Raw genomic sequence first — 12149 nt, 5'->3', positions numbered from 1 at the left:
CAAAGTCCCTGCGGGACTGCCCCCGGCTCAAAGGGCCGGAGCCCCTCTGACCCGACTCAGCGCTTGTGTGGCGGCTCATTTGCGTTGAGCGTTCTGACGGTATTTACTGGTGCGAGGGCAGGATGCTCTCCACTGCCTTGGGCCAGTCGGAGGTCAGCGCCCATTGCTTCATGGCTTCGATATCGTCGGCCAGATAGCGGTCCTTGTCGAGGAAGGCGACCTTGCTGCGCAGGCGCGCGAATTCGGCTTCGATCAGGGGCGAACTCTTGGGGCCGCGCTTGAGTTCCATGCCTTGCGCGCCGGCCATTGCCTCGATGCCCAGCACGACGGCAGTGTTGCCCACCATGTCGGCCAAACGGCGGCCGGCATAGGTGGCCATGGAGACGTGGTCTTCCTGGTTGGCCGAGGTGGGCAGGCTGTCGACGCTGGCGGGGTGGGCGTGGGATTTGTTTTCCGAGGCCAGGGCGGCGGCGGTGACCTGGGCGATCATGAAACCGGAATTGACGCCACCGTCCTCGACCAGAAAGGGGGGCAGGCCCGAGAGGCCGCTGTCGAGCAGCAGGGCCAGGCGGCGTTCGGAGATCGCGCCGATTTCGGCGACGGCCAGGGCGATGATGTCGCTGGCGAAGGCGACAGGTTCGGCGTGGAAATTGCCGCCGGAGATCACGTCGCCGTTGTCGAACACCAGCGGATTGTCGGACGCGGCATTGGCTTCGGTGGCGAGCACGCGCGCGGCATGTGCGAGATTGTCCAGGCAGGCGCCCATGACTTGCGGGATGCAGCGCACGGAATAGGGGTCTTGCACGCGGCCGCAGTTGGCGTGCGAGGTCACGATCTGGCTGCCGTCGAGCAGGGCGCGCATGGCACCGGCCACGGCGATCTGGCCAGCCTGGCCGCGCGCGGCGTGGATGCGCGCGTCGAAGGGTTTGACCGAACCCTGGATGGCTTCGAGCGACAGGGCGCCGGACACCAGGCCTGCGGCCAACAGGCGCTCGGTGCCGAACAGGCCCGCCAGGCCCAGCGCAGTCGAGACCTGGGTGCCGTTGAGCAGGGCCAGGCCTTCCTTGGGCCCCAGCACGAAGGGATCCCGGCCGATGCGCTGCATGGCTTCGCGGCCGCTGATGATCTGGCCCTCGGGGGTGTCGGCGCTGCCTTCGCCGATCAGCACGCAGGCCAGGTGGGCCAGCGGCGCCAGGTCGCCCGATGCGCCCACGGAGCCTTTGGAGGGGATGCGAGGAAGGATGCCGGCATTGTGCAGCGCCAGCAGGGCGTCGACCACGTCGGGACGCACGCCGGAATGGCCGCGCGCCAGGCTTACGGCTTTGGTGGCCAGCACCAGGCGCACCACTGCGGCGGGCAGCGGCTCGCCGGTGCCCACGCTGTGCGAGATCACCAGGTTGCGCTGCAGTTCGGCCAGGCGCTCGGGCGGGATGCGGGTGCTGGCCAACTTGCCGAACCCGGTATTGATGCCGTAGACCGTCTCGCCGGTGTCGACGATGTGCTGTACCGCGGCCTGCGAGGCCTCGAGCGCGGCGCGTGAGCTCGAGTGCAGCTCGAGGGCTACGCCGCCGGCGTGGATGCGGCGCAGGTCGGCCAGATTGACCTGGCCTGGTTCGAGCACGAGTCGGGCAGTGGAGGAGGGAGCGGTGTGTGCAGTCGTCATGATGGGATCAATATCGGTTGTCTGGTCTTGTATATACAAGTTGAACGATAACCCATTTTCCAGGATTTTGTGGATCTAGGGGTTTCCCTAGATTTGTCGAAAAGGCGCATGAAGCGCCGGTCGCGTTTGCGGGTGACCGACTGCGCAGGGGCCAGCCGCGCACAGTCGGCCGCGAGCGGTTCAACTGCTGGCCATGGGGCCGCCGGGCGTAAAGCGACTGCCGAGCTGGTAGCGCGTACTAGGGTGCAGGCAGCGCACCAGCGTGACCGGCAGGCCGTGCGTCCAGGTGCGGCGGGTCAGGAGCAGGCAGGGCTGACTGGGCTGCATCTCGAGCTGACGCGCCTGATCGCCAGTAGGCAGCACGGCGTCGATGACGTGTTCGATCTGGTCGCAGGGAATATTGCGCAGCAGATACTCGGAGGGCTGTACTTGCGTAAAGTCTTGCTGGCCGAATTGCGGCGCGGCCTGTGGGTTGACGTAGCGGTCTTCGAGCTGCACCGGCACGCCGTCTTCGCGGTGTACGCACAAGGTATGGAAGACCGACATCGCCACGTCCAGGCCCAGCGCCGTGGCGATTTCCAGCGGTGCGGATACGCGCTCGCTCACGAGCACGTCGCAGCGGTAGTCGTGGCCGCGCCGACGGATTTCCTCGGCCAGATTGGCGATCTGCAGCAGCGTGGACTGCGGTTTTTCTCGCGCCACGAAACTGCCGACGCCGGCGATGCGTTCGACCTGGCCCTGCGCCGTGAGTTCGCGCAGCGCGCGGTTGACGGTCATGCGCGAGATGCCGAACTGCGCCACCAGTTCGTTCTCGGAAGGCAGGCGATAGCCGGCCGGCCAGGCACCGCTGGTGATGTTGCGCGCGATGAAGTCCTTGACCTGTTGATACAAGGCCACGGAGCCGGAGTGTGCCGAGGGATGATTCATGTTTGGATGCATGGCGCGGCTCAATGTGCCGCCGCCATGGCCTCCATGCGGATTTCCTCGGTCAGCCTGGCCTTGATGTCCATGAACTCGGGCGAGGTCTTGAGGGTGTAGCTGCGCGGGTGCGGGAAGTCGACCGGGATGTCGGCCTTGATGCGGCCGGGCCGGGCGCTGAATACCGCCACGCGGCTGGCCATGAAGATGGACTCGTCGATGTCGTGGGTGACGAAGATCACGGTCTTGCGGGCCGATTCCCAGATGCCCAGCAGCAGTTCCTGCATGAGCACGCGGGTCTGGTTGTCGAGCGCACCGAATGGCTCGTCCAGCAGCAGAATGCGCGGATCGTTGGCCAGCGCTCGCGCGATGGCCGTGCGCTGCTGCATGCCGCCCGAGAGCTGCTTGGGATAGTGCTGCTCGAAGCCGCGCAGGCCCACCTTGGCGATGAAGTCGTCGCTGCGCTCTTTTTGCTCGGCCGCGCTCAGGCCGCGCTCGCGCAGGCCGAAGCGGATGTTTTCCTCGACCGTAAGCCAGGGAAAGAGGGTGTAGCTTTGGAACACCATGCCGCGGTCGGCGCCGGGGCCTTCGACGGGCCTGCCGTCGAGCAGCACCTTGCCGGTGCTGGGAAAATCCAGTCCGGCCACGATACGCAACAACGTGGACTTGCCGCAGCCCGAGGGGCCCAAAATCGTGACGAAATCGTTTTCCGCCACCTCCAGGTCGATGGGCTGCAAGGCTTGCGTGGCGTGGCCGCGTTTGCCTTCGAATGCACGTGTGACGTTTTTTACGGAAAGCAGACCCATCAGAGATTGCTCCAGGCGAATACGCGACGGTTGACCGCCTTGAAGGCGAAGTCGGAGATCAGTCCGATGATGCCGATGGTGATGATGCCGAAGATGATCTGCCCGGTGTTCACCAGGATCTGGCTCTGGACGATCATGTGGCCGATACCGGTGGAAGCGCCGATCAGTTCGGCGACGATGACGTAGGTCCAGGCCCAGCCCAGCACCAGGCGCAGTATCTCGGCGATACCGGGAGCGGCGCCGGGCAGCAGCACGCGGCGCACCACGCCGCGGTGGCTGGCGCCCAGCGTGTAGGCCGCCTCGACCAGGTCGCGGCGCGCGCCGCCGACGGTCACGGCCACCATCAACACGACCTGGAAGAAGGAGCCGATGAAGATCACCAGCAGCTTCTGCACCTCGCCGATTCCTGCCCAGAGAATGAGCAGGGGGATGAAGGCCGAGGCGGGCAGGTAGCGGCAGAACGAGACGAAGGGCTCGAAGAAGGCTTCGAGCCGCTTGTATGCGCCCATGGCAATGCCCAGCGGCACGCCGACAAGAGCCGCCAGAGCGAAGCCGCCCACCACGCGCCAGACAGTCATGCCGATATCGGTCAGAAAGTCGTATTGCGCAAAGAGGTTCCAGCCTTGCCGCAGCATGGTGAGAGGATCGGCAAGGAACAGCGGGGGAACCAGGCCGCCGTACGTGATGGCGGCCCAGGCCGCGACGAAGAGGGCGAAGAAGGCGATGCCCAGCGCCCAGCGCTCGCCCGAGCCGACGGGTTCGAGCGGCGCGAGTGCACGGCGCGTCACTGGATGAATCTCGCGTCGTAGAGGGCCGCGTAGTTGTCGGGCAACTTGCGGATGACGCCTGCGTCCTTCAGGATCGTGGCTGCCTCCTTCATGAAGGGTACGATCTCGCTGGCGAAGAACTTCTTGTTGTCTTCGCGGTTGGCCCAGCGCAGCAGGGAGGCCGATTCCTTGAATTGCTGGGCCGTCTGCTTGGACGCCGCCCCCATGATCGTGTAGGCCTGATCAGGGTCCTTGGCGATCATGTCCAGCGCAGCGAAATAGGAGTCGGTCAGCGCCTTGGCCGTCTTGGGATTGGCCTTGAGCCACTTGGGCGAACAGCCGACCGTGTCCATGATCATGGGATAGTCGAGCGTGGTGGCCAGGATGTGGCCGACCTGGGGTTTGTCGCGCACGGAAGAGAGATAGGGCTCGTAGGTCGACGCCGCATCGTTGCTGCCGGCGATGAAAGCCTGGGCCGCGGCGTCGGGTTCCAGCGTGACGACGTTGATGTCCTTCATGGACATGTGGTTCTTGCTCAGCATCCAGGCGACCAGGAAGTAGGGCGAGGTGCCGGGCGCGCTCACGGCCACGCTCTTGCCTTTCAGGTCGGCGATGCTTTTGATGCCGTTGCGCGCCACGATACCGTCGGCGCCGTAGGACTTGTCCATTTGGAAGATCTGCGTGATGGGCACCCCGTTGGTGTTCCAGGCCACATGCGTCTCGACGGTGGTCGCGGCGCATTCGATCGAGCCTGACGCCAGTGCCAGGTTGCGCGATGCCTGCGGGATCATCTTCAGGTCGACGTCGATGCCGTGCTTTTTGAAGATGCCGGCCTTGTCGGCCAGGATCAGCGGCGCGAAGCCGGTCCAGCCCGAAATGCCCAGGGCCAGCTTGGTGTTTTCGGCGGCAGCCGGGGCGGCAAGGCCCGCGCTCACTGCGGCGGCGAGAGCCAGTCTTCCGAACGATCGAATCATGATGGCGAGTCCTGTCTGAAAAGCCCGGGCATCCGGAACGGCACCCGCAGCGGAACTGATTTTCACACGGTCGAATTCAACTTGTCTATACAGCTTGGACTGGGGTATTCCCGGCTTTCGGTGTTCCATCGGATTTTTTATCTTGTGTACAAGTTTGTATTTTTCAGGAAGCAGTTATGTTCAATTCCCCGGGTGCGTCGGCCGCCGCGGCGTGGATCGACAGATTCGCCCAGATCTTGCCCGGTTCCGCGCAAGGTCCACTATCGGGCCTGCGCTTCGCCGCCAAAGACAATATCGATGTGGCAGGCGTACCTACCACGGCGGCCTGTCCCGCCTATGCCTACGTGCCGCAGACGCATGCCGCGGTGATCGAGCGTCTGCTCGCGGCCGGGGCCAGCCTGGCGGGCAAGACCAATCTGGATCAGTTTGCCTGCGGGCTGAACGGCACACGTTCCCCCTATGGCGCCGTGCCTAATGCCTTTGATCCGGCCTACGTCAGCGGCGGCTCCAGTTCGGGGTCCGCCTTTGCGGTGGCCAGCGGCGAGGTCGACTTCGCACTCGGCACCGATACGGCTGGCTCGGGCCGCGTGCCGGCGGGATTGAACAATATCGTGGGCCTGAAACCTTCGCGGGGTCTGATCTCGGCGCGTGGCGTGCTGCCCGCGGCACAAAGCGTCGATTGCGTCTCCATCTTCGCGCGCACCGTGCCGCTGGCGGTCAAGGTGCTGGAGTCGGCCATGGGATACGACCCGCGCGATCCCTATTCGCGGCCTGTCGTGCTTGCGCGGCAGCCGCTGCCGGCGCAGTTTCGCTTCGGCGTGCCGGCCGCGCTCGAATTTTTCGGCGATGCCCTGGCGAGAGATGCTTTCCGCGTGGCGGTCGGACAACTTCAGGCCTTGGGCGGCACACCCGTCGTCATCGACTATGGGCCGTTGGCCGAGGCAGCCAGTCTGCTTTACGAAAGCGCCCTGGTGGCCGAGCGCTATGCCGCAATCCGCGACTTCTTCGATGCCAGGCCCGAAGCGCTGATCGAACCGGTGCGCGCCATCGTGGGCGCCGGTACGCGCTATTCGGCCGCCGATGTCTTCGAAGCACAACACCGTTTGCAGGCATTGGGCCAACAGGTCCGCCTCATGTGGGAAAGCATCGACGTCCTTTGCGTGCCCACCGCGCCTACCCATTGCACGATAGCGGCCATGCTGGCCGAGCCGGTGCGGCGCAATCGCGAGCTGGGCCACTACACCAACTTCGTCAACCTGCTCGATTATGCCGCCCTGTCGGTGCCGTCGAGCATGCGGTCCGATGGACTGCCTTTCGGAATAACGCTGATCGGCCAGACCGGCAGCGATTGGCAATTGGCCGAGCTGGGTCAGCGGCTGCATCACGCCAGCGGCCTGACACAGGGGGCCACGGGTCTGCCTCTGCCTGTGCCCGAACGCATTGCCGCCTTGCAGCCCACGGCTGATACGCATCTGCCGCTGGTGGTGGTCGGAGCGCATCTTTCAGGTTTGCCGCTCAACGGCCAACTAACCGGGCTAGGCGCTAGCCTGGATCAGGCCATCAAGACCGCGCCGAGCTACCGCCTGTATGCACTGCCCGGCGCTACACCGCGCAGACCGGGTCTGCGCCGGGTAGCCGAGGGCGGCGTGCCGATCGAGGCCGAGGTCTGGCAGATGCCGCTTGCAGCGGTGGGACGCTTTTTGGCCCAGGTGCCGCCGCCTTTGGGGCTGGGCAGCGTCGAGTTGGCCGACGGTCGCTGGCTGCACGGCTTTGTCTGCGAAAGCTATGCGTTCGAAGGCGCCGAAGACGTCAGCGGCTACGGCGGCTGGCGCGCCTACCTGGCCGGCGCTTCATGAGCCGCCGCGCTGTGCCGCATTCTGCTTTGCCTGCGTCTTTTAGACCCTCCAACCGTCATCCGGGAGTCCATCATGAGTAAAACGCCTTCTTCCTCCACCCTGTCACCGTCCAGCGCAGGCCGTCGTCGCGTCCTGCGCTCAGGCGCCGGCCTGTTCGGCGTATTGGCGGCGCCCGCGCTGGTGCGGGCGCAGACTCTGCCCAAGATCCGCATCGGCTTCTGGCCGGTGGCCGCCGGCCTGCCGTTTTTCGCTGCCGTGGACAAGGGGTATTTCAAGGATGCCGGACTGGATGTCGAGCCGTTGAAGTTCGCCAGCGCGCAGCAGGTGATCGAGGCCATACTGGCAGGCCGCGCCGAGGGCAGCGCCAATGGCACGGCCTCGGCCGCGCTGGCGCTCGGTGAGATTGCCCAGCCCGGGCTGCTGAAGATTTTCTGCGCCAATCCGACCAACGAGAAATACGTGCTCGATGAGTTCCTCGTCGCCAAAGACAGTCCCATCCAGTCCATCGCCGAGCTCAAAGGCAAACGGGTAGCCTCGGGGCCGGGCGTGCAAAATGTAGTGCTGGCCCAGACCGTGCTGGAGCGCGCCGGCGCAGGCAAGATGAACGTGACCGAACTGCCCATCGGCCAGCACGTGGCGGCGCTTGCCGCCGGCCAGATCGATGCGGTCTACACGTTGGAGCCCACCGGCACGGTAGGGCGGCTGAACGGCATCACGCGCACGTTGGAGGTCGGCGTCATCGCCAAGTACGTGCTGGGCGATCCCATGGCGCCGTGGTTCGGGGGGTCGGCCAGCCTGACGACGGAATTCATCAAGAAGCAACCCGAGGCCGCCCGGAAATTCATTGCCGCTTACACGCGCGGCGTCGACCTCGTGAAGAACAAACCCGACGAGGCGAGGCCGTCGCTCAAGGGCTACACGGCGATTTCCGATGCGCTCACGGGCCAGGTGCCGATGTCGGACTATCTGCTTTCCTCCGATTTCAAGCCGAGCGACGTGGCCTACTTCCAGAAGTTCTTCGATCTTTTCTACGACAAGGGCATCTTCTCCAAGCGGCTGCCGGTCGGTCCCATGCTCTACGAGTACAAGGGCTGAATCAGATGAACAAGACTCCCGATTCGATGCACGCGTCCGGCGGCTGGGCACCGCCGGCGTCGCGCGACACGGCGCCGCCCAGTGCGCCGCTGGCCGAGCGCCTGCTGCCGGTCGCGGGGCCGCTGGCGTTGTTCCTCATCTGGGATCTGGTGGTGCGCCTGGGCCTGATCCGCCCGATCTTGCTGCCCAGCCCCTTCGATACCCTGGACACGTTGGTGCATGGTCTGGCGGGCGGAGCGCTGCTGCGCGATTTCCTGGTGACTGTCGGGCGTACGCTTGAAGCCTTCGCCATCGCGGCGGTTCTGGGCATGCCGCTGGGCGTGCTGCTGGGCAGTAACGAACGCGCCTACCGCAGCGTGGAATTCCTGATCGATTTTTTCCGCTCCACGCCCTCGTCGGCCCTGATCCCGCTGTTCATTCTGATTTTCGGCGTCTCGGACATCAACAAAGTGGCGATCGCGGCTTTCGGCGCCTGGCTCATTGTGGTGTTCAACAGCGCCTACGGCGTCATCAACGCCCGCAAGCAGCGCGTGATGGCAGCCAAGGTCATGGGCGCCTCGCGCTGGCGCATCTTCAAGGACGTGCTCGTCTGGGAAAGCTTGCAGCCCAGTTTCGTGGGGTTGCGTTCCGCGGTGTCGATGGCGCTGGTGGTTGTCATCGTGGCGGAGATGTTCATCGGATCCGAGAGCGGCCTGGGGCACGCCATCATCGACGCGCAGCAGATCCTCAACGTCAAGACTATGTACGCCGCCATCCTGGCTGCGGGCGCGCTGGGCTATGTGCTCAATATCCTGTTCCTGGTGCTGGAGCGGCGCGTCGTTCACTGGAGCGGAAGATAATGGACACCGTATTGAACGTCCCCGCCTATGCCGAAGTGCCGCCGCCGGCTTTCGTGCCCGGGCCGGCGGGCACGCACATCACCGTTCGCGGGCTGACCAAATATTTTGCCGGCTGGCCGCTTTACCAGGATTTCGATCTCGACATCCCCAAGGGGCGCATCGTCTCGGTGTTCGGCCCCAACGGCTGCGGCAAGAGCACGCTCATCAACATGATCGCCGGGCTGGTGCCCATCGATCGCGGAGAAATCCTTTTCGACGGCAAGTCGCTCAAGGACACGCGCATCGGCTACGTCTTCCAAAATTACCGTGAAGCGCTTTTCCCCTGGATGCGCACCATCGACAACATCGCCTATCCCTTGCTGCTCGAAGGCAAGAGCAAGAAAGAGGTCGACCGCCGCATGCAGGAGCTGGTGGCGTCGTTCGACGTAAAGTTCGACCTGAATCGCTATCCCTACGAACTTTCCGGCGGGCAGCAGCAAACAGCCTCGATCATGCGTGCCTTGGCGCCGCGCCCCGAAGTGCTCTTCCTGGACGAACCCTTCTCCGCGCTGGATTTCGAGATGACGCTGTTCATCCGCGAGAAGCTGCAGGAGGTTTTCATGCAGACCGGCACGACCATGCTGCTGGTCTCGCACGATCTGGAGGAAGCCGTCTATCTGGCCGATCAAGTGCTGCTCCTGACCAAGCGGCCCACGCAGGTGGCCGAGATCCTCGACTATGCCCAGGCGCGGCCGCGCACGGTAGAAACCTTGTCCCAGCCCGGCTTTGTCGAGGCCAAGAAGCGCAGTCTGGAAATTTTTCAGCGTGAGGTGCGTCGATGAGCGATCACCCAGACCAAGACGCAATACTGCGGTATGTGCGCGCCAGCGCCGCCTTGCTGGCTCTGCCGCTGGACGACGAGCGGGCGCAGCGCGTGGCCGGCTTTCTGGCGCGTTCGGGCGATATGGCCAAGCTCCTGGAGGCCGTGCCGCTGTGCGAGGAGGACGAGCCGGCAGAAATCTACCTGCCTGCGCCGTTTCCCGATCCTGCCGCCTAGTTGCTGAACCTCATGACTACGTATCTCTCCTCAGTTCCTGGCGACGGCCTGTCTGGTCTGGCTGCCGTCGCGCAAGGCCGGATCTCGGCTCGCGGCTGGCTCGACGCCTGCATCGCTCGCATCGAAGCCACCGACGATCGCGTCAACGCCTTCACGCAACACACCTATGCGCGGGCCCGGCGCGAGGCCGACGCCGTCGATGCGCTGCGCGCCGCCGGCCAGCCGCTTCCTCCTCTGGCCGGATTGCCCTACGCGGTGAAGAGTCTGTTCGATATCGAGGGCGAAGTCACGATGGCCGGCTCGATCGTCAACCGCGATCGTCCCCCGGCTGGCGCCGACGCGTTCCTGGTACAGCGTCTGCGGGCGGCGGGGGCCGTTCTGGTGGGTGCGCTCAACATGGACGAGTATGCCTACGGTTTCACGACCGAGAACACGCACTACGGCCCTACGCGCAACCCGCATGACACGTCGCGCATCGCGGGAGGTTCATCGGGCGGCTCGGGCGCCGCGGTAGCGGCGGGGCAGGTGCCAGCGACGCTGGCGTCGGACACCAACGGCTCGATACGTGTGCCGGCTTCGCTGTGCGGCGTATGGGGTCTGAAGCCGACCTTCGGCCGCCTGTCGCGGCGCGGCAGCTATCCTTTTGTGCACAGCATCGATCATCTGGGTCCGCTTGCCGATTCCGCCGGGTTGCTGGCGCGGGTCTACGATGCGCTGCAATGCCCCGATGCGCTGGACCCGGGCTGTCACGCGCGCGCTGTGCAGCCCGTGGCCGATGTCATAGAGCAAGGCGCGTGCGGCTTGCGAATCGGCATCCTGGGAGGCTATTTCGCGGAGCACGCGGGTCCTGCCGCGCAGGAGGCGGTGCGCATGGCGGCGCAGGCGCTGGGCGCCGCGGCCTGTGTCGACTGGCCTGACGCGGCGCTTGGCCGCGCCGCCGCATTCCTCATCACGGCAGGCGAGGGCGGCAGCCTGCATCTGCCCGACTTGCGCAGCCGCGCGGCCGATTTCGAGCCGCTCTCAGTGGACCGTTTCATCGCGGGCGCCTTGCAGCCGGCGCATTGGGTGATGCGTGCGCAGCGCTTTCGCCGCGCCTATCGAGACCGCGTCAACGCGCTGTTCGCCGATTGGGATGTCCTGCTGGCGCCGGCCACGCCGGTGCCGGCGCCCGTGATCGGCACAGAATGGATCGATGTCAACGGCTTCCGGCATCCGTGTCGGCCTTCCATGGGGCTTCTGACGCAACCCATATCTTTTGCCGGCTGTCCGGTCGTCGCTGCGCCATTATGGCCCGCGGCGGGTCAAGGGCTGGCGCTGGGTGTACAACTGATAGCCGCTCCCTGGCGCGAAGACCTTGCCCTGCGGGCGGCGCGCACCCTCGAGCAGGCAGGCGTGGCGGGCGTGCAGGCCGCTTTCCTCGCGTGAACGTAAAGACGGACTATGAACATGATGGAAATCAATCTGCCCGATGTGCTGGCCGAGGTGAGCGCATGCTGCGAGCGCTACGAAAAGGCGCTGACCGGCAACGATGTCGCCGTACTCGACGAATTGTTCTGGGACAGTCCGCACACCTTGCGTTACGGCGCCACGGAGAACCTCTACGGTTACGGCGAAATTCAGGCCTTTCGCGCAGCGCGGTCTGCCGCGGGGCTGGCGCGCGAGGTGCTCAAGTCGGTTGTCACCACCTACGGCCGCGATTTTGCCACCTGCAATAGGGAATTTCGCCGCGCCGGCGTGCCGGGCACGGGCAGGCAGAGCCAGACCTGGGTGCGCACGCAGGCCGGCTGGCGGGTGGTCGCGGCCCACGTTAGTATGCTGCGCTGAACCCGCGTCGCGAGCGCGCTACCGAGCCTGTCATGGCGAAATCCGAAAATCCATCCCTCCGCAAGGCTGCCGCCCACCGCACGCGGGCCGACGACGTCTACGAGCTGCTCAAACGCGATATCGGCGAATTCCGCCTGGTGCCCGGCGACCGGTTTACCGAAGGCGAGATCAGCGAGCGGCTGGGCGTGTCGCGTACGCCAGTGCGCCAGGCGCTTTTTCGCCTGCAGCAGGAGGGGCATATCGAGGTGCTGTTTCGCAGCGGCTGGCGAGTGCTGCCCTTCGACTTCAAGCAGTTCGAACAACTCTACGATTTTCGCCAGGTGCTGGAGACGGAGGCGGTGCGGCGCCTTTGCGCCATCGGTGCGCCGGCG

13 protein-coding genes are annotated in these 12149 nt (G+C 65.3%); 8 read left to right on the top strand and 5 right to left on the bottom strand.

The genetic code is table 11. The features are described from left to right. Positions 1-103: 103 nt before the first annotated feature. The 5 genes from hutH to ACTHJ1_RS01610 form a co-directional block, all read right to left on the bottom strand. Positions 104-1663, bottom strand: a complete 1560-nt coding sequence (gene hutH / locus ACTHJ1_RS01630; protein WP_440186746.1) for a histidine ammonia-lyase — start codon at positions 1661-1663, stop codon at positions 104-106. Between the two features lie 180 nt (positions 1664-1843). Next, on the bottom strand, positions 1844-2590 hold the full coding sequence (gene hutC / locus ACTHJ1_RS01625) for a histidine utilization repressor (RefSeq protein ID WP_440186744.1): 747 nt from the start codon (positions 2588-2590) through the stop codon (positions 1844-1846). A gap of 20 nt (positions 2591-2610) precedes the next feature. After that, the gene (locus ACTHJ1_RS01620) at positions 2611-3387 is read right to left on the bottom strand and encodes an ABC transporter ATP-binding protein (protein WP_440186742.1); all 777 of its coding nucleotides are present in this window, start codon (positions 3385-3387) and stop codon (positions 2611-2613) included. Next, the gene (locus tag ACTHJ1_RS01615; RefSeq protein WP_440186750.1) at positions 3387-4184 is read right to left on the bottom strand and encodes an ABC transporter permease; all 798 of its coding nucleotides are present in this window, start codon (positions 4182-4184) and stop codon (positions 3387-3389) included. The genes ACTHJ1_RS01620 and ACTHJ1_RS01615 overlap by 1 nt, the downstream gene beginning before the upstream one ends. Next, positions 4172-5128: an ABC transporter substrate-binding protein gene (locus tag ACTHJ1_RS01610; protein WP_440186740.1), complete on the bottom strand. Its 957-nt coding sequence runs from the start codon at positions 5126-5128 to the stop codon at positions 4172-4174. The genes ACTHJ1_RS01615 and ACTHJ1_RS01610 overlap by 13 nt, the downstream gene beginning before the upstream one ends. A 176-nt stretch (positions 5129-5304) precedes the next feature. On the opposite strand from ACTHJ1_RS01610, the gene atzF reads away from it, so the two are divergent. The 8 genes from atzF to ACTHJ1_RS01570 all read left to right on the top strand — a co-directional run. Next, complete coding sequence (gene atzF, locus ACTHJ1_RS01605; protein WP_440186738.1) at positions 5305-6984, top strand: allophanate hydrolase; 1680 nt, start codon at positions 5305-5307, stop codon at positions 6982-6984. Positions 6985-7056: 72 nt separating this feature from the next. Then, the gene (locus ACTHJ1_RS01600) at positions 7057-8079 is read left to right on the top strand and encodes an ABC transporter substrate-binding protein (protein WP_440186736.1); all 1023 of its coding nucleotides are present in this window, start codon (positions 7057-7059) and stop codon (positions 8077-8079) included. A 5-nt stretch (positions 8080-8084) separates the two neighbouring features. Next, the gene (locus ACTHJ1_RS01595) at positions 8085-8918 is read left to right on the top strand and encodes an ABC transporter permease (protein WP_440186734.1); all 834 of its coding nucleotides are present in this window, start codon (positions 8085-8087) and stop codon (positions 8916-8918) included. Beyond that, positions 8918-9739, top strand: coding sequence for an ABC transporter ATP-binding protein (locus ACTHJ1_RS01590; protein ID WP_440186732.1), 822 nt, complete (start codon positions 8918-8920; stop codon positions 9737-9739). Before ACTHJ1_RS01595 ends, ACTHJ1_RS01590 begins: the two co-directional genes overlap by 1 nt. Further along, on the top strand, positions 9736-9954 hold the full coding sequence (locus tag ACTHJ1_RS01585) for an AtzG-like protein (protein WP_440186730.1): 219 nt from the start codon (positions 9736-9738) through the stop codon (positions 9952-9954). Before ACTHJ1_RS01590 ends, ACTHJ1_RS01585 begins: the two co-directional genes overlap by 4 nt. Positions 9955-9966: 12 nt before the next feature. Beyond that, on the top strand, positions 9967-11379 hold the full coding sequence (locus ACTHJ1_RS01580; protein ID WP_440186728.1) for an AtzE family amidohydrolase: 1413 nt from the start codon (positions 9967-9969) through the stop codon (positions 11377-11379). A gap of 24 nt (positions 11380-11403) precedes the next feature. Beyond that, the gene (hpxZ, locus tag ACTHJ1_RS01575; RefSeq protein ID WP_440186748.1) at positions 11404-11778 is read left to right on the top strand and encodes an oxalurate catabolism protein HpxZ; all 375 of its coding nucleotides are present in this window, start codon (positions 11404-11406) and stop codon (positions 11776-11778) included. Between the two features lie 32 nt (positions 11779-11810). Next, positions 11811-12149, top strand: a 339-nt coding sequence (locus tag ACTHJ1_RS01570) for a GntR family transcriptional regulator (protein WP_440186726.1), incomplete at its 3' end; no start/stop codon positions are given.

Source organism: Bordetella sp. (assembly GCF_051960075.1).
Lineage (GTDB): Bacteria > Pseudomonadota > Gammaproteobacteria > Burkholderiales > Burkholderiaceae_B > Bordetella.
Note: the sequence above shows the minus strand (reverse complement) of the source record. Positions and strands in the feature narration are given on the sequence as shown.